This is a genomic window from Caballeronia jiangsuensis (assembly GCF_046030135.1).
GTDB lineage: Bacteria > Pseudomonadota > Gammaproteobacteria > Burkholderiales > Burkholderiaceae > Caballeronia > Caballeronia jiangsuensis.
In genome coordinates this window covers 1-17,418 of sequence record NZ_JAQQDB010000027.1, presented here as the reverse complement: position 1 = coordinate 17,418, position 17,418 = coordinate 1, and the positions used below count along the sequence as shown (strand labels likewise).

Below are 17,418 nucleotides of genomic sequence, written 5' to 3'. Positions count from 1 at the left end.
CGATGCGAGTTGGCATCGCCTTTTTTGTTTGAAGGGCGCTTTTGAATTCCGCTGATGGAACTGGGAGAATGGTGATCCTTTCACGTCGCGCTCTCACGCCAATGTCCTCTCTTCCCGCCCCGACTTTCGATGACGTCGCCGATGCCGCCCGGCGCATCGAAGGCGTCGCCCATCGTACGCCCGTCCTGACTTCCCGCACCGCCGATGCCATCGCGGGCGCGTCGCTGTTTTTCAAGTGCGAAAACTTCCAGCGCATGGGTGCGTTCAAGTTTCGCGGCGCGTACAACGCGCTCTCGCATTTCGACGATCGGCAGCGCGCCGCGGGCGTGATCACCTATTCGTCGGGCAATCATGCGCAGGCGATTGCGCTGTCCGCGAAGCTCGCCGGCATCCGCGCGACGATCGTGATGCCCGAGGACGCGCCCGCCGCGAAGATGGAAGCGACGCGCGGTTACGGCGGCGAAGTGATCACGTACGACCGCTACACGCAGAACCGCGAGGAAATCGGCCGCAAGCTCGCCGAGGAGCGCGGCATGACGCTGATTCCGCCCTACGATCATCCGCATGTGATCGCGGGGCAGGGCACGTCGGCGAAGGAACTGATCGAGGAAACCGGTCCGCTCGATTATCTGTTCGTGTGCCTGGGCGGCGGCGGACTTATCGGCGGATGCGCGCTCGCGGCGGCGGCGCTGTCGCCGGACTGCAAGGTGATCGGCGTCGAGCCGGAAGCGGGCAACGACGCGCAGCAATCGCTCGCGCGCGGCGAGATCGTGCATATCGACGTGCCGCGCACGATCGCCGATGGCGCCGCGTCCACGCATGTCGGCGAATACAACTTCCCGATCATCCAGCGTCACGTCGACCGGATCGTCACCGTGAGCGACGCGCAGTTGATCGAGACGCTGCGCTTCTTCGCGCAACGCATGAAGATGGTCGTCGAACCGACCGGCTGTCTCGCGGCGGCGGCCGTGCTGCAGAAGGTCGTGCCGGTCGAAGGCAAGCGGGTGGGCGTGATCGTGTCGGGCGGCAACGTCGATCTCGCGAAGCTCGCTCAGTTCGTCGCGTGACGCCGCATCGTCATGAAGTCGCGTTGACGATCAGATCGCGGTAGCCGTTGACGATCACGCTGTACGCGAAGTACGCGAAGAGCACGGCGGACATCACGTGGCACGCGCGCAGGAGCCGGGTTCCGGCGCGCTTTCTGCCGTGGCTCGCGAGCGTGCAGATGAAGATCGTCCAGCCGAGTCCGCCGCAGAAGAAACCGATCAGAAACACGGACGCGGAGACGGGGCTCGTCGCGCCGGACTTGGCGATGAGCGCGCCGCCGACCGCCGCGAACCACAGGATCGCGCTCGGCGACGACACCGCGAGCAGGCATCCCCGCAAGAAGCTTTTCAAGTGGCCGGGACGCGGCACGGTGAGATCCGCTTCGCCTTCGACGGGCGGCGCGGACGCGGGATTGAGCGCCTCACGCGCCATCTTCCACGTCAGGAAGAGCAGCACGATCGCGCCGCCGATCCACACGACCCAGCGCACCGCGGAAAACTGCAGCAGCGCCGACATGCCCGCGAGCGCGAGCATCGCGTAGACGAGATCGCCGAAACACGTTCCCAGGCCGAGCACGAGCCCCGGTTTGAAGCCGTGCGACAGCGCGAGCGAAATGATCGCGACATTCGCGATCCCGATATCCAGACACAGCGACAGCGACAGAAAAAAACCGTCCGACAGCAACGACCACGAGTGCATATTTTTATTGATGGTTGTGAAGCGGGAAGCTCACGTCGAGACGGCCGGTCGGCACGTTCATCGTGTTGCGCGTGGGCGGATTGCGGAAGGCGGCGAGCGCGTCGCGCTGCTGTTGCGTGCCGATGCCGAGCGTATCGAGCACATGGACGACGACCGCGTTGAGCACCGACGTGTTGCCGTCCTCGACCTTCACCGCGATGCCGATCGGACCTTCATCGCGGCGCACGCCGATCGCATAGCTCGCATCCGCGCCCGTCTTGCCGACGAGCGCTCCGCCGAACGCCTGCATCAACAGCGTACAGAAGCGTCCTTCGCCCGCGACGAGTTCCGGATGCGACGTCATCGCGCGATGGATGCGCGCGAGCGGCGAGCCTTCGGGCGCGGCGGCGATCTTCACGTAGAGTCGCGCGAGACGTTCGAGCGGGAACGCGGGCGTCGGCAGATTGCAGCCATCGATGGCCCATTGCACGTCGTCGTCGGCGAGATCGACCGCGCGCGCGACGGTGTGCTTCACGCGCGCCTGCAGCGGATGATCGGGCAAGTGGTAATCAGCGAGCGGCGCGTTCATCGCCCGGGCGCCCGCGAGCATGCCGGCGTGCTTGCCGGAACAGTTGCTGCACGCGGCGGTCGGCGTGAAGTCGCGCCTGATCCAGTCCTTGAACACGGCGTCCGATATTGGCGGATGGCCGCCGCAGCGCAGATCGCTTTCGCTCGCGTTCGATTTGCCGAGCATCGCGAGCGCGCGCTCGATATGACGCGGCTCGCTGCTATGCGATCCGCACATCAGCGCGAGGTCTTCGTCGGTGAAGCCGAAGCGCTCGAGCGCGCCCGTTTCGATGACCGCGAGCGCCTGCGCGGGCTTCGCCGCCGAGCGCGGCAACGTCACGCGATGAGGATCGCCGAAGGAATGCACGAGGCGCCCGTTCGCATCGACGACGGCGACGTGCGCCGCGTGCGTGTTCTCGATGACATCGCCTCGATAAAGCGTGGCCGCGATCATGATTTATCCAGTCCGATTTCAGCCCACAGCGCATCGACGCGACGCTTCACCGCTTCATCCATGACGATCGGGCGGCCCCACTCGCGATTCGTTTCGCCGGGCCATTTATTGGTCGCATCGAGTCCCATCTTCGAGCCGAGGCCCGCCACCGGCGACGCGAAATCGAGATAGTCGATCGGCGTGTTGTCGACCATCACGGTGTCGCGCGTCGGATCGACTCGCGTCGTGATGGCCCAGATGACTTCTTTCCAGTCGCGCACGTTCACGTCTTCATCCACCACGACGATGAACTTCGTATACATGAACTGCCGCAGGAAGCTCCACACGCCGAACATCACGCGCTTCGCGTGGCCGGGGTAGCTCTTCTTCATCTGCACGATGGCCATCCGATAGCTGCAGCCTTCGGGCGGCAGATAGAAATCGGTGATCTCGGTGAACTGCTTCTGCAGGAGCGGCACGAACACTTCGTTCAGCGCGACGCCGAGCACTGCGGGCTCGTCGGGCGGCTTGCCGGTGTAGGTGGAATGGAACAGCGCGTCGCGGCGCATCGTGATCTTTTCGACGGTGAAGACCGGAAACCACTCCTGCTCGTTGTAGTAGCCGGTGTGATCGCCGTACGGCCCTTCGAGCGCGTGTTCGTATTTCGCCGCCGCGGACGCCGATGGACGCGGCGGCGCGCCTTCGGGCGCGGGCGGCGGCGTGCCGTCCTGCGGATAGATGAAGCCTTCGAGCACGATCTCGGCGCGCGCCGGCACCTGAAGCGTATCGACGCCCGGCGTCAGGCACTTCGCGAGCTCGGTGCGCGAGCCGCGCAAGAGGCCCGCGAACTGATATTCGGACAACGAATCGGGTACGGGCGTCACGGCGCCGAGGATCGTCGCGGGATCGGCGCCGAGCACGACCGCCACCGGATACGGCTTGCCGGGATTCGCAAGCGCGAATTCGCGGAAGTCGAGCGCGCCGCCGCGATGCGCGAGCCAGCGCATGATGAGCTTGTTGCGCCCGATGAGCTGCTGCCGATAGATGCCGAGATTCTGGCGCGGCTTGTTCGGTCCGCGCGTGACGGTGAGGCCCCAGGTGAGCAGCGGTCCGGCGTCGCCGGGCCAGCATGTCTGGATCGGCAACCGGTTGAGATCGACGTCCTGGCCTTCCCACACCACTTCCTGGCAAGGCGGCGCGCTGACCGACTTCGGCGCCATGTCCCACACGGCCTTCGCGAGCGAGAGCAGCTTGCCCGCGTCCTTCAGGCCTCTCGGCGGCTCGGGTTCCTTGAGCGCGGAAAGCAGCCTGCCGACGTCGCGCAGCGAACTCAGCGCGGCGACATCGCTGCCGAGGCTGACATCGGCGCCGCTCTGCGCTTCGGTTTCGATGCCCATGCCGAGCGCGACGCGCCGCGTCGTGCCGAAGAGGTTGGCGAGCACGGGCATCGTGTGGCCCGTGGGAGCTTCGAAAAGCAGAGCGGGTCCGCCCGCGCGTAGCACGCGATCCGAGACTTCGGTGATTTCGAGAACGGGGGAAACGGGCTGCCGAATGCGGCGGAGTTCACCGATCGCCTCGAGGCGGGCAGTGAAGTCGCGCAGATCTTTGTATTTCATCGATGGTCGAAATTGGACTCGAAGGCGCCGGAGCACGAGGCTCGACGGGCGGGACGGCTGCGCGCAAGGCGATTGTCGATTTTACCTGCGACAGCGTCGGTGCGTTGGGCGACATTCAGCAAATTCCGCTGGGAATCGCCCGCGAGACGTGGTTTTCGGGCTCTGAACGCTGTTCAATATAACTGTAAGTAATTGAAACACAAGTCTTTAGCATTGACGGATAATTAAACCCTGATAGAATCAGCTCGCATCTCTTGCAGGTTTTGAAACTTTTTACCTTCGCCTCAGGTCTTTCTTGACGCAACATGCGTCGCCTGCGCCGCTCCTGCCCGGCGATTCATGGTGTTTGGTTGTCATGCCGGCGTTTCTCGCGCCGGTTTTTCGCGTGGAGAGCCACCCGCGCATTGAGGGCACGCAGTTCGTGCCGCGCAACCCGGCAGTTTTTTGCCGGATCGGCTTTCCAGACGGCGCATGCCGTATCCCCGATGCCGCTTACGCTTGCCGAGAGCGAGTGGTGTCTGATTTGCGCTCCGAATACGCGCTTTATTCGTATTCATCTGCGCAAATCATGCAACATTGGGAGTATCGATGAACACTTCGGTTTGGTGGGGTTCCGACACCCGCGCCGCGCAGATCATGCGCATAGCGCTCCGTCGCGGACGCCGTTTGAGTCACCATGTCTTCGCGATGGTCGGTTGTGCCGCCGTCGTCAGCGCGCTCGCACTGTGGTTGCTGCCTTCGTGGCGCACGAACTTTGCCGCAAAGATCATGCCTTTCGTGTCGGCCGCCGTTCAGGCGGGACCGGCTCGCCTGCTCGCGGGCCAGCCGCTGCCGCCGTTCTCGGCGGTGCATCATCCGTCTGGAGACGCCTCGCTGCCCGTGAACGTCGCCGCGAACACCGCGCCGTCGGACAGCCTCAAGGCGCCGTCGACGGGGCCATCGCTCGGCGCCGCCGCCAGCGACGACGCAAGCACGCATCAGCTCACCGGCGGCATCAGCCTCGCCGTGTCGCCCAACGGGCTCGACCCGCGCACCATGCCGTCCGTCGGCATGCTGGCGAGCATGATTCCCGCGCAACGCGTGGTCGCCGACGCACGCGACGACCGGGTGCTCGTTTCCACGCGCGAGCAGAAGCTCGTCTCGAACTTCATCGCGCGGCGTTATCGCGTGGCGGAAGAGCCGGTTGCCGAGCTCGTGCGCGCCGCGTTCGACACGGGCCGCGAAGTCGGTCTTGATCCGCTGCTGCTGCTGTCCGTCATGGCTATCGAATCGGGCTTCAATCCGTACGCTGAAAGCGGCGTCGGCGCTCAGGGCCTGATGCAGGTGATGTCGAAGGTTCATTCCGACAAGTTCGAATACTTCGGCGGCTCGCACGCAGCGCTCGATCCGCTCGCGAATATCAAGGTCGGCGCGCTCGTGCTGAAGGATTGCATCGCGCGCGGCGGTTCGGTTGCGGGCGGCCTGCGCTACTACGTCGGCTCCTCGACGCAGGACGACGGCGGTTACGGCGCGAAGGTGCTGGCCGAGCGTACGCGTCTGCGCGATGTCGCACGCGGCCGCAACGTGCCGATCAACGCGCCGCAGGCGCCGGTTCAGGCCGCGCCCAAGCAGGTTCTGGCCTCGACCGCCGCGGACAAGCGCGTGCACGTGACCATCGATTCGAAGAAGTCGGTCTCGCAGGACGAAGGCGACGCGGAAACGAAGCACGTCGCATCGGCGGAGTTCGGCGCTTAAACGTTTCGTCGGACGCAAAGAAAAAGGGCACCTTTCACGGTGCCCTTTTTTCGTTCTTGCGATGCGGTTTTATCGGCGGAATAGCGTGCCCAGCCGCTCGACCGCTTCCTCAAGCTTCGAGTACGCCGTCGCATACGAAAGACGGATGTAGCGCTCCGGCGCATGAAAGCCGAAATCCACGCCCGGCACGAGCACGACGCCCGCGTCGTGGAGCATCGAATGCGTGAGCGCGTCGCTGTCGCCGGCGGCGGGGTGATGAACCGTCGTCGTATCGGCGTAGACGTAGAACGCGCCGTCGGGCACCACCGGCACGCCGAAGCCGAGCGAACGAAGCGCCGGCACGATGTAATCGCGCCGCCGCTTGAATTCGAGGCGACGCGATTCGTAGATCGCGATCGTCTGCGGCTCGAAACACGCGAGCGCCGCGTGCTGGGCCAGCGCCGACGCGCAGATGAACAGGTTCTGCGACAGCTTTTCGACCGCGCTCACCATCGCGTGCGGCACGACGAGCCAGCCGAGCCGCCAGCCGGTCATGTTGAAGTACTTGGAGAAGCTGTTCACGGTGACGACATCGTCGCCGAAGGAGAGGGCGGACACGGGCTTCGCGTCGTAGCTCAAACCCTGATAGATCTCGTCGACGATCGTGAAGCCGCCATGCGCACGCACTTTTTCGACGATACGCCGGAGCTCGTCCGGCTCGATCGACGTGCCCGTCGGATTCGACGGCGACGCGAGCAGCACGCCGCGCGTGGCCGGTCCCCAGTTTTCTTCGACATGCTCGGCCGTCAGCTGAAAGCGCTCGGCCGGACCGCTCGCGATGAGCACCGGCTTGCCATCCGCCGCCGACACGAAATGCCGGTTGCACGGATAGCACGGATCGGGCATCAGCACTTCGTCGCCGTTATCGACGAGCGCCATGCACGCGAGCAGCAGCGCCGCCGACGCGCCCGCCGTCACGACGATGCGCTCCGGATCGACCGTGAGGCCGAACGTATCGCGATAATGCCGCGCGATCGCCTCGCGCAGCGGCGTGATGCCGAGCGCGTTGGTGTATTGCGTGACGCCGCGCTTCAATGCATCGGCGGCGGCGTTGATCACGGGCTCGGGCGCGGTGAAGTCCGGCTCGCCGATGCTCATGTGGATGATGTCGCGGCCCGCGCGCTCGAGCGCCTGAGCCTCTTTCATCAGCTCCATCACGTAGAACGGCTCGATCGCATCGACACGCGACGCAAGCCGGACGAGCGGTTCCGCACCCTGGTTCATTTATGCTCCGCGTCCGCGCGCCTGCGCCTCGGTGGGACGCATTACGACGGCGAGCTTGTCGAGCACGCCGTTCACATACTTGTAGCCGTCCGAGCCGCCGAAGGTTTTCGTCAGCTCGACCGCCTCGTTGATGACGACGCGATACGGCACGTCGATGTGGTGCTTGAACTCGAACGCGGCCACCAGCAGCACCGCGCGCTCGACCGGCGACAACTGCTCGATCGGGCGGTCGAGGCACGGCTGCAACTGCTCGGACAGCGCGGCGGATTCCTTGATCACGCCATGCAGGATCGCATCGAGATGCGCCTGATCGGCCTTGTCGAAGCCTTGCGCGTTGCGCAGTTGCGCGTCGATTTCGCCGGCGGGCGCGCCCGACAGCAACCATTGATAAAGCCCTTGCGTCGCGAGTTCGCGCGAACGGCGTCGAGCGCTCTTCATGCGCGGTCCTCGTCTTCTTCGTCTTCGTCTTCATCGTCGCCGTCGAGCTGTTCGAGCGCGACGGAGAGATTCGCCATTTCGACTGCCACGCGTGCTGCGTCGCGGCCCTTTTCGGTCATGCGGGCGACGGCCTGCTCGTCGTTCTCGGTCGTCAGCACGGCGTTCGCCACCGGAATGCCGAAATCGAGCGCGATGCGCGAGATGCCCGAGCCGCTTTCGTTCGACACGAGCTCGAAGTGATACGTCTCGCCGCGCACGACGGCGCCGAGCGCGATCAGCGCGTCGAACTGGCCGGATTCCGCGAGCTTCTGCAGCGCGAGCGGAATTTCGAGCGCGCCCGGCACGGTGACGAGCAGCACGTCCTGGCCGATCACGCCGAGGCGCTCCAGCTCCTCGATGCACGCGTCGGCGAGGCCGTTGCACACCGGTTCGTTGAAGCGCGACTGCACGATGCCGATGCGCAGGCCGTCGCCGTCGATATTCGGCTGGTACTGTCCGATTTCCATGAATGGTCCTTCCCTTGGAATTGTGTGGAATAAGGGTGTGCGGCCGGCGGTCTCAGACCGAGCGCAACTGGGTGATGGCGGTTTCCGTCGGCGCGGCGGTGGCGGGGCAGCCGGGCATCGGCACGAAGCCCGTCACTTCGAGCCCGTAGCCCGACATGCTGCCGAGTTTGCGCGGCGTCGCGAGCACTTCCATCTTGCCGACGCCGATATCGCGCAGAATCTGCGCGCCGATGCCGTAGGTCTTGAAGTCGATCGGGCGGCGCTTGAGTTCGGCCGCCTTGTCCTTCTGGTCGAAGGCGCGGAACACGTCGACGAGATGCTCCTTCGTGTCGCCGCAATTGAGCATGACGATCGCGCCGAGATCGCGCGCGGCGATTTCCTTCATCGCGGCGTCGATGGTCCACGAGTGCGTCGACGAATCGATTTCGAGCAGATCGAGCACCGAGAGCGGCTCGTGCACGCGCACCGGCGTGTCGCGGTCGGGATGCGGCGTGCCGCGCACGAGCGCGATATGCGGCGAGTGCGTCGGCTCGTCGCGATACAGCACCGCGCGGAACGGGCCGTGCGCGGTCTGCATCGTGCGTTCGCAGACTTTCTCGATGATCGATTCGGTACGGCTGCGGTAATGGATCAGATCGGCGATCGTACCGATCTTGATGCCGTGCTGCTGGCCGAATTCGATGAGATCCGGCAGGCGCGCCATCTCGCCGTCGTCCTTGATGATCTCGCAGATGACCGCGGCCGGCGTGAGGCCCGCGAGCGCGGTCAGATCGCAGCCGGCTTCCGTGTGGCCCGCGCGCACGAGCACGCCGCCCGGCTGCGCCATGATCGGGAACACGTGGCCCGGCTGGACGATATGCTCGGCGCGCGCGTCGTGCGCGACCGCCGCGGCGATCGTCTTCGCCCGGTCCGAGGCGGAAATGCCGGTCGTCACGCCTTCGGCCGCTTCGATGCTGACCGTGAAGGCCGTGCCGTACTGCGTCCCGTTGCGGTGCGTCATGAGCGGCAGATTCAGTTGCTTGCAACGCTCCTGCGTGAGCGTGAGGCAGATGAGGCCGCGGCCGTGCTTCGCCATGAAGTTGATGGCTTCGGGCGTGACGAATTCGGCGGCGACGACGAGATCGCCTTCATTTTCGCGGTCTTCTTCGTCGACGAGGATCACCATCCGGCCGGCTTTCAGTTCAGCGATGATCTCAGGAGTGGAGGCGAGCGACATGATGACGTCCCGTGCGGGGTCCGGTTTGGGGAAAGCGCGTATTTTACGCCACGGCCGATGGACAGTCGCTGAAATCGGCGGGCAGTCGGGCGGGAGGGCCTCGTTGCAAAACGAGCAGCCCCGGCGCCCGGCAAAAGAGGCTCAGATCACTGCGCGCTCATCATCCGTTCGACATAGCGCGCGATCAGATCGATTTCCAGATTGACCTTCACGTCTTTGGCGAGCGCCTTGAGCGTCGTGACTTCGACGGTATGCGGAATCAGGTTGATGGAAAACTCGCAGCCATCGGCGCGGTCGCTGACGGAGTTCACGGTGAGACTCACGCCGTTCACCGTCACGGAACCTTTGTAAGCCAGATATTTGCCGATGTCCTTCGGCGCGACGATGCGCAATTCATGCGATTCGCCGACAGGCTCGAATTTCGACACGACGCCCAGTCCATCGACGTGGCCGGATACGAGATGCCCGCCGAGCCGGTCGTGCGCGCGCAATGCCTTCTCCAGATTCACTTCGATGCCCGCATCGCCGAGCCCGACCGTCTTGTCGAGACTTTCGCGCGACACGTCGACATCGAACGCATCGGCCGACTTCTTGATCACCGTCATGCACGCGCCCTGGATCGCGATGCTGTCGCCGAGTTCGACATCGGCGAGATCGAGATCGCCCGCGGCGACCGTCAGACGAACGCCCGCTTCCGGCTCCGAGCCGAGCGGCGTGACTTTCTCGATGCGGCCCACCGCCGCGACAATTCCTGTAAACATCGCTTCGTTCCTTGAATCGGTGTGCAATCAGCTCGCAGCGATCGACTCGACGAAGCGCGCGAGTATGCGCAGATCGTCGCCGAGCCGGTCGATGCGATGAAATTTCAGATGCGGCCGCGCATCGAGCGTTGCGGGCGGCGCGAAGTCGAACATGCCGGGCGCGTTGCCCAGCAGGCTCGGTGCGAGATACACCAGCAACTCGTCGACGCAGCCCTCGCGCAGCAGCGAGCCGTTCAGTTTGTGACCCGCTTCCACGTGCAGCTCGTTGATGCCGCGATCGGCGAGCGCGGTGAGCATCGCGGGCAGATCGACCTTGCCGTGCTCGTTCGACAGCTCGATCAGGTCCGCGCCTTTCTCACGCAGCGCGTCGATGCGCGCCGGATCGGCGTCGGCGGAATGGAAGATCCACGGCGGCGCGCCTTCGAGAATGCGCGCTTCCTTGGGCACGTCGAGACGGCTGTCGATCAAGACGCGTTGCGGCTGGCGCGGCGTGTCCACCGCGCGCACGGTCAGTTGCGGATCGTCCTCGCGCACCGTGCCGATGCCCGTCAGGATCGCGCAGGCGCGGGCGCGCCACGCGTGGCCGTCGGCGCGCGCGTCCTCGCCGGTGATCCACTGGCTTTCGCCCGTCGGCAGGCCGGTGCGGCCGTCGAGCGTGGCCGCGACTTTCATGCGCACCCACGGACGGCGGCGCGTCATGCGCGACACGAAGCCGATGTTCATCTCCTGCGCCTCGTTCGCGAGCAGCCCGCAGCGCACGTCGATGCCCGCATCGCGCAGCATCGTGAGGCCGCGACCGGACACCGACGGATTCGGGTCTTCCATCGCGGCGATCACTTTCTCGACGCGCGCATCGATGAGCGCGTGCGCGCACGGCGGCGTGCGCCCGAAATGGCTGCACGGTTCGAGCGACACATACGCCGTCGCGCCGCGCGGATCCTTGCCGCGCGAACGGGCGTCCTTGAGCGCCTGCACTTCGGCGTGATCCTGGCCGGCCGGCTGCGTGTAGCCCATGCCGATCACTTCGCCGTTCTTGACGAGCACGCAGCCCACACGCGGATTCGGCGTGGTTGTATACATGCCCTTCGAGGCGAGCGCGAGCGCGCGCTCCATGTGGGTGAAGTCGGTTTGCGAGAACATCGGCGCGGCCCGCGAGCGTCAGGCGGCGAGCGACGCGAACGCGCCGCGCGCGGCGTCGATGGTCGCGTCGATCACGGCGTCGTCGTGCGCGCTCGACACGAAGCCCGCTTCGAACGCCGACGGCGCGAAGTACACGCCCGCATCGAGCATCGCGTGGAAGAACGCGTTGAAGCGCCTGGTGTCGCCCTGCTGGATCTGCGCGAAGCTGCCCGGCACCGAGTCCATGAAGTACAGGCCGAACATGCCGCCGATCGAATCCGCGGAAAAGGGCACTTTCGCATCGCGGGCGGCGGCGGTCAGGCCGTCGACCAGCTTGCGCGTCTGCTTCGCGAGATCGTCGTAGAAACCGCGGCGCTGGATCAGTTGCAGCGTCTTGAGGCCCGCGGCCACGGCGATCGGATTGCCCGACAGCGTGCCTGCCTGATACACGCCGCCCAAAGGCGCGAGATGGGCCATGATGTCGCGGCGTCCGCCGAACGCCGCCGCCGGCATGCCGCCGCCGATGACCTTGCCGAGACACGTTAGGTCCGGCTTGATGCCGTAGACCTCCTGCGCGCCGCCGAGCGCGACACGGAAACCGCACATCACTTCGTCGAAGATCAGCACCGCGCCGTACTCGCTGCAGCGCTCGCGCAGCGCGTTGAGGAACTCGGGCGTTGCGCGCACGAGATTCATGTTGCCCGCGACCGGCTCAACGATCACCGACGCGATCTCCGACCCGAACGCCCTGAACGCCTCGTCGAGTTGCTCGACGTTGTTGTACTCGAGCACGGTCGTGTGCTTTGCGATATCGGCGGGCACGCCCGCGGAAGTCGGATTGCCGAACGTCAGCAGGCCGGAACCGGCCTTCACGAGCAGGCTGTCCGCGTGACCGTGATAGCAGCCCTCGAACTTGATGATGCGGCTGCGGTTCGTGAAGCCGCGCGCGAGGCGCAGCGCGCTCATCGTCGCTTCGGTGCCGGAGGAGACCATGCGCACCTGTTCGATCGACGGCACGAGCTTGCAGATTTCCTCGGCGATCTCGATTTCGGCTTCCGTCGGCGCGCCGAAGGAAAAGCCGTTCGCGAGCACGCGCTGCACGGCGTCGAGCACTTCGGGATGGACGTGACCCAGGATCATCGGGCCCCACGAGCCGATGTAGTCGATATAGCGCTTGCCGTCCGCATCCCAGAAATACGCGCCTTCTGCGCGCTCGATGAAGCGCGGCGTGCCGCCGACCGAGCGGAACGCGCGCACCGGCGAGTTCACGCCGCCGGGAATGGTTCGCTGGGCGCGTTCGAAGAGAACTTGATTCTTGGACATGGATGAAGGCCTGCGCTGAAAGTGGAAGCGGGAGTCGCGAAGGGCGGACCGGGCTCGAGCGGCGACGAGCGCGGCGTGCGAGACGCGCGGTCCGGCGCGAAAAATCGATGCTGAAATTGTACCGGAGTCGTTGCGAACGGGCGGTGTCGCGCCTATGACGATGGCGTACGTTTCGCGGGCGCGGACGGCGCGGGAGGCTGCGAGCGCCGGCCGGTTCGCGCAGTCCAGAGCTTTTCCAGCGCGCCCTCGGCAATCGGCTTGATGAGCGTGCCGGACATCTGCGCGTCCCACGTCTGCACGGAGAACGGATGCGCCCGCAATTCGTCGCGCGTGACGACGACTTCCTCGTGCGCATCGACGAGCCAGTCGTACACGAAGTCGATGCACAGCCGATAGCCGCGTTTGCTTCCGGCGTCGGCCACTTCGTAAGGCGCGCGCGTCACCCAGCCCGATGCGAATACGCCCTTCGGCTCCTGCGACACGCGATGCACGAACACGCGATCGCCCGGCAGGAGCCCGCGCGCGGTTCCGCAGCCCCATACATCGGCGACGGCATCGCCCGCGGCCACGCGCCGCGCGATGTCGGGCAACTCGGGCCACGGCCACTTTTTGGGGCTCCAGATCAGCAGAAAGGCGGTCATCGCGTCGATGAAACGGGAAGGAAAACGAGAGAAGAGCTTAGCGCAACGCGGCGATCAGGGCCGGATCACGGCGGGGCGTCGCGTACAATGACCGATCGCTTGCGCGGCACGAGGCCGTGTCGCATCCACTCATCCCCGTCTTGCGAACTCCATGTCCGACACCACCCGTCGCCGGCCCGATGGCCGGCTGATTCTGTTGCTCGGCGCGCTGGCCGCGTGCGGCCCGCTGTCGATCGACATGTATCTGCCGAGCCTGCCTTCGCTCGCCGCCTCGTTCGGCACGAGCCCGGCCGCCGCGCAGAGCACGCTCACGAGCTTCATGTTCGGCTTCTCGTTCGGCATGCTGCTCTATGGCCCGATGTCCGACGCCTACGGCCGCCGGCCCGTCCTGCTCGGCGGCATCGCGCTGTACGCGCTCGCGAGCATCGGCTGCGCGGTGGCGTTTTCGATCGATGCGCTCGTCCTCGTGCGCTTTCTGCAGGCGCTCGGTGCGGGCGCGGCGTCGGTGCTCGCGCGCGCCATCGCCCGCGATGCCCACGAACCGGGCGACGCCGCCCGCGTGCTGTCGATGCTTTCCATCGTCACGTCGATCGGACCGTTGCTCGCGCCGCTGATCGGCGGGCAATTGCTGCTGCTCGGCGGCTGGCGGATCGTGTTCGTCGCGCTGACGCTCTTCGGCCTGACCTGCGCGGTGACCGCCTTTCTGCGCGTGCCCGAAACCTGGCCGAAAGAGAAGCGCGCGAGCGCGGCGGTCGGCAAGTCGTTCGCCGCGTATGGGCATCTGCTGACCGATCCCGTCACCTGGGGCCACATGATGTGCGGCGGCATGGCGTTCGCGTCGATGTTCGCGTACATCACCGCGACGCCGTTCGTCTATATCGACTACTTCCACGTAAAGCCGCAGTACTACGGGCTGCTGTTCGGGCTGAACATCATCGGGATCATCGCGGGGAATGTGCTCAACACGAAGTTCGTCGGCCGCGTCGGCGCGATGAAGATGATCTCGGCCGCGTCGTTCGTGAGCGTCGCGGCGGCGCTCGCGGTCGCCCTCGTGTCGCTGACGGGCTGGGGCGGCTTGTGGTCGATCGTGGCGACGCTGTTTTTCGTCGTCGGGGTGGTCGGCTTGCTGTCGGCCAATTGCACGACCGAACTGATGCACCGGTATCCGCGCAACGCGGGCGCGGCCGCCGCCGTGTTCGGCGCGATGCAACTCGCGCTCGGCGCGCTCGCGAGTCTCGCGGTCGGGCTCTTTCACGACGTGTCGCCGCACGGCATGGGCATTGTGATCGGCGTATGCGGCGTGCTGACCTTTGCCGGGCGCACGCTGGTGCTGCGCTCGCATGCGGTGCCGGTAAAGGTTTGAATCAGGCGAGCGGCCCGATCGTCGATGCGAGGAACGTGAACGCGGCCGCTTCCGCCTGCGCGATCGCTTCCGGCTCGACGCCCGCGCCGTGTCCGCCGTCGCCGGTCTCCTGATACCAGACGTTCGCGTGACCCTGCGCCTGCATCTTCGCGGCCATCTTGCGCGCGTGGCCGGGATGCACGCGATCGTCGCTCGTCGATGACGTGAAAAGCACCGGCGGATACGCGACATCCGCCTTCACGTTCTGATACGGCGAGTACGCCATCAGATGACGCAGATCGGCGGCGTCGTCGGGGTCGCCGTATTCGTCGATCCACGATGCGCCTTGCAGCAGCAAGTGAAAGCGCGCCATGTCGAGCAGCGGCACTTCCGACAGCACCGCGCCGAACAGCTCGGGCCGCTGGACCATGCACACGCCCGTGAGCAGGCCGCCGTTGCTGCCGCCGCGAATCGCCAGTTGCTTTGCAGTGGTGACGCCCGTATCGATGAGCGCCTCGGCCACCGCGTTGAAATCGTCGAAGGAAATCTGGCGATTCTCACGCAACGCCGCCTGATGCCACGCCGGACCGAATTCGCCGCCACCGCGAATGTTCGCGACCGCGTAAAGCCCGCCGCGCTCGAGCCACGCGATGCCGGTCGTCGCGTCGTAGCCGGGATCGAGCGCGACTTCGAAGCCGCCGTAACCGTAGAGCAGGCAAGGGCGCGCGTCCGTGCGCGTGTCGACATCACGTCCGATCAGCCAGTAGGGAATGCGCTCGCCGTCCGGCGCGATGGCGTGGCGGCGCACGGCCGAGAGGCCGGTCGCATCGAACTGTGCGGGAAGGCGCGCGAGCAGTTGCCACGGCGCGTCGTTCGCGAGATCGGCGTGGTACAGCGATGGCGGCATCAGAAAGTGCTCGACGTGGATGAGCACGGTGTCGTCACGCTCGCTGTCGATCGAATCGACCCAGGACTGGCTCGCTTCCGGCAGCGCGAAGTCGCGCGCCTGCCATTCGCCTTCGAACGTCGCGGGCGGGCGCAGCAGCGTGACGCGCGGCGTGCCGTCGTCCATCTGCGAGACGATCAGCCAGTGCTTCGTGAAGTCGATGCCGGCAAGCACGAGCCGATCGGATGGCGTGAACAACGCGGTGAAATGACGCGAGCCATCGAGAAACGCGTCGCGCCGGATCACGGTCAGCGTGCCGGGCGCGTAGCGATGGCCGCCCGCGTTCCAGAACTTGCGCGGCGTCACGAACAGCCAGCCGTTCCAGTGCTCGATTTCCGCGTGCGCCGGCAGGTCGTATTGACGCCATTCGTTCGATGTCTCGTCGAGCCAATAGTTGAGCGTGTCATAAAACGACACCGCGCGCGATGCGAGATGCAGCTTTTCGATGGGATCGTAGTCCACGCCCGCCGATACATCGCGCCGGTTGCCGTCGAACACGACGGGCGCGTCCGCGAGCGGCGTGCCGCGCTTCCAGCGGCGCGCTTCGCGCGGAAAGCCGGACGTCGTGAGGGCAGGGCGCGGGTTTGTCTTGCTGTCGTCCCAGCCGACGTAGACCGTGTCGCGATCGATCCACGAGATATCGTGCTTGCCGACATCGGGCAGCACGAAGCCATCCGCGACGAAGCTTTTCGACGGGATGTCGAACTCGCGCACCATGCACGCGTCCGAGCCGCCCGGCGACAGGCTCACGAGCGCGCGATCGTAGTCGGGGTAGCGCATGTCGAAGTCGGCGAGCGCCCAGCGGGTGTCGTCGTTATCTTGCGTGTTGAGGTCGAGGGCGTCGACGTCGAGGATCGTTTCCCACACGGGTTTGCCTTCCAGCCACGAAGGCCACGGCGTGCGGCGCACGATGCCGAGCGGATGCGCGTCGTCCTGCCAGGTGTTGTAGGCCCAGTCGCCATAGCGCGAGCACGACACGATGCGGTCTTGCGACGTGTAGGCTTTTTCGAGCCTTGCGGCGAGTGTGCGCGCTTGCGGCGTGTTGCCGAATGCGGCTTCGGTGCGGCGGTTCTGGCTATCGACCCAGGCTTGCACGCGGGCGTCGTCCAGCGCTTCGAGGCCGATGAAGGGGTCGGGGGCGTCGGACGGGGTCCAGGCGAGGTCGGGATGCGAAGTGAGAAGAGTCATGCGGCAAGGGCACTTTGAAATGCAAAACGACGATTGTGCCTGCAATGGGGCGAAGGGGGTATCGTGGCGGTCTGGGATGCGTCGGGCTTCTATGGATGGCCTGATTTCGTGTCGGTCTATTGGCGGTGCCCCTGTGCGGGGCGGCACCTACTTTCTTTGCTGCTGCAAAGAAAGTAGGCAAAGAAAGCAGCTCGTTCAAGCCCGCGGTCACACGCACGTTGGCCATGCTTGCCAGCCGTCGATGGCACTCGCCTAAGTGTCGCCCTCGAAGGACTTACCGGGCTTGGATCGCGCACGGTCTGTCGCCCGAGACGTTTCAGCGCGCTGGTTCAGCACGAAAAGGTTCCGGCACAGCGCTACGCGCTGCCGTTGGGTGTGCGAAGGAAACCGACGATAGGCACGCGCAAACCCGATTGACCCATCGGCCGCGAAGCGGGCCGGAGCTCTTTCGTGCTGAACCAGTCTGTTGCGTGGTGCGATGTGTCGGACCGTGCGCGGTCCAAGCCCTTATCTGCTTGTGGGGGCACTCGCTATTGCCGGGCCATTAGGCCAATCGCCTGTGCCGCGGCCGGTGTGAAGTGCTTAGGCTGGGGATAGCTG

At 65.7% G+C, this 17,418-nt stretch carries 16 protein-coding genes; 4 read left to right on the top strand and 12 right to left on the bottom strand.

Annotated features, from left to right (window positions below):
* Window positions 1-101: 101 nt before the first annotated feature.
* Window positions 102-1,067, top strand: coding sequence for a threo-3-hydroxy-L-aspartate ammonia-lyase (locus tag PQR08_RS25450; protein ID WP_238288165.1), 966 nt, complete (start codon window positions 102-104; stop codon window positions 1,065-1,067).
* A gap of 10 nt (window positions 1,068-1,077) precedes the next feature.
* On the opposite strand, the gene PQR08_RS25445 is transcribed toward PQR08_RS25450, so the two are convergent.
* The 3 genes from PQR08_RS25445 to PQR08_RS25435 are packed head-to-tail and all read right to left on the bottom strand — an operon-like array spanning window position 1,078 to window position 4,341.
* On the bottom strand, window positions 1,078-1,746 hold the full coding sequence (locus PQR08_RS25445; RefSeq protein ID WP_238210106.1) for a LysE family translocator: 669 nt from the start codon (window positions 1,744-1,746) through the stop codon (window positions 1,078-1,080).
* A gap of 4 nt (window positions 1,747-1,750) precedes the next feature.
* Complete coding sequence (locus tag PQR08_RS25440) at window positions 1,751-2,746, bottom strand: asparaginase (protein WP_250483243.1); 996 nt, start codon at window positions 2,744-2,746, stop codon at window positions 1,751-1,753.
* Complete coding sequence (locus PQR08_RS25435; protein WP_250483244.1) at window positions 2,743-4,341, bottom strand: UbiD family decarboxylase; 1,599 nt, start codon at window positions 4,339-4,341, stop codon at window positions 2,743-2,745. Before PQR08_RS25435 ends, PQR08_RS25440 begins: the two co-directional genes overlap by 4 nt.
* 355 nt (window positions 4,342-4,696) lie before the next feature.
* Between PQR08_RS25435 and PQR08_RS25430 the strand changes: the two genes are divergently transcribed.
* Window positions 4,697-4,933, top strand: coding sequence for a hypothetical protein (locus PQR08_RS25430; RefSeq protein WP_187607201.1), 237 nt, complete (start codon window positions 4,697-4,699; stop codon window positions 4,931-4,933).
* Window positions 4,930-6,075, top strand: a complete 1,146-nt coding sequence (locus tag PQR08_RS25425) for a transglycosylase SLT domain-containing protein (protein WP_238288162.1) — start codon at window positions 4,930-4,932, stop codon at window positions 6,073-6,075. Before PQR08_RS25430 ends, PQR08_RS25425 begins: the two co-directional genes overlap by 4 nt.
* A gap of 69 nt (window positions 6,076-6,144) precedes the next feature.
* Here PQR08_RS25425 and PQR08_RS25420 read toward each other — a convergent pair whose 3' ends face one another.
* From PQR08_RS25420 to PQR08_RS25385, 8 genes are all read right to left on the bottom strand, one after another.
* Window positions 6,145-7,338, bottom strand: a complete 1,194-nt coding sequence (locus PQR08_RS25420) for a pyridoxal phosphate-dependent aminotransferase (protein WP_250483245.1) — start codon at window positions 7,336-7,338, stop codon at window positions 6,145-6,147.
* On the bottom strand, window positions 7,339-7,776 hold the full coding sequence (nusB, locus tag PQR08_RS25415) for a transcription antitermination factor NusB (RefSeq protein ID WP_061118886.1): 438 nt from the start codon (window positions 7,774-7,776) through the stop codon (window positions 7,339-7,341). It lies immediately after the preceding gene.
* The gene (ribH, locus tag PQR08_RS25410) at window positions 7,773-8,282 is read right to left on the bottom strand and encodes a 6,7-dimethyl-8-ribityllumazine synthase (RefSeq protein ID WP_035505424.1); all 510 of its coding nucleotides are present in this window, start codon (window positions 8,280-8,282) and stop codon (window positions 7,773-7,775) included. Before ribH ends, nusB begins: the two co-directional genes overlap by 4 nt.
* A 52-nt stretch (window positions 8,283-8,334) precedes the next feature.
* Window positions 8,335-9,498 (bottom strand): bifunctional 3,4-dihydroxy-2-butanone-4-phosphate synthase/GTP cyclohydrolase II, encoded by a 1,164-nt coding sequence (ribBA, locus tag PQR08_RS25405; RefSeq protein WP_250483246.1) that lies wholly within the window; start codon window positions 9,496-9,498, stop codon window positions 8,335-8,337.
* 146 nt (window positions 9,499-9,644) lie between these two features.
* On the bottom strand, window positions 9,645-10,259 hold the full coding sequence (locus PQR08_RS25400; protein WP_238288160.1) for a riboflavin synthase: 615 nt from the start codon (window positions 10,257-10,259) through the stop codon (window positions 9,645-9,647).
* Between the two features lie 27 nt (window positions 10,260-10,286).
* Window positions 10,287-11,399, bottom strand: coding sequence for a bifunctional diaminohydroxyphosphoribosylaminopyrimidine deaminase/5-amino-6-(5-phosphoribosylamino)uracil reductase RibD (gene ribD / locus PQR08_RS25395; RefSeq protein ID WP_250483247.1), 1,113 nt, complete (start codon window positions 11,397-11,399; stop codon window positions 10,287-10,289).
* Between the two features lie 18 nt (window positions 11,400-11,417).
* A complete protein-coding gene (gene hemL / locus PQR08_RS25390; protein ID WP_250483248.1) occupies window positions 11,418-12,701 on the bottom strand; it encodes a glutamate-1-semialdehyde 2,1-aminomutase in 1,284 nt (427 codons plus the stop codon).
* A gap of 152 nt (window positions 12,702-12,853) precedes the next feature.
* A complete protein-coding gene (locus PQR08_RS25385) occupies window positions 12,854-13,342 on the bottom strand; it encodes a hypothetical protein (RefSeq protein ID WP_250483249.1) in 489 nt (162 codons plus the stop codon).
* Window positions 13,343-13,493: 151 nt separating this feature from the next.
* Between PQR08_RS25385 and PQR08_RS25380 the strand changes: the two genes are divergently transcribed.
* Window positions 13,494-14,705, top strand: a complete 1,212-nt coding sequence (locus PQR08_RS25380) for a Bcr/CflA family multidrug efflux MFS transporter (RefSeq protein WP_250483250.1) — start codon at window positions 13,494-13,496, stop codon at window positions 14,703-14,705.
* Between the two features lies 1 nt (window position 14,706).
* On the opposite strand, the gene PQR08_RS25375 is transcribed toward PQR08_RS25380, so the two are convergent.
* Entirely contained in the window at window positions 14,707-16,818 is a 2,112-nt protein-coding gene (locus PQR08_RS25375) for a prolyl oligopeptidase family serine peptidase (RefSeq protein ID WP_250483251.1), read from the bottom strand.
* Between the last annotated feature and the right edge of the window lie 600 nt (window positions 16,819-17,418).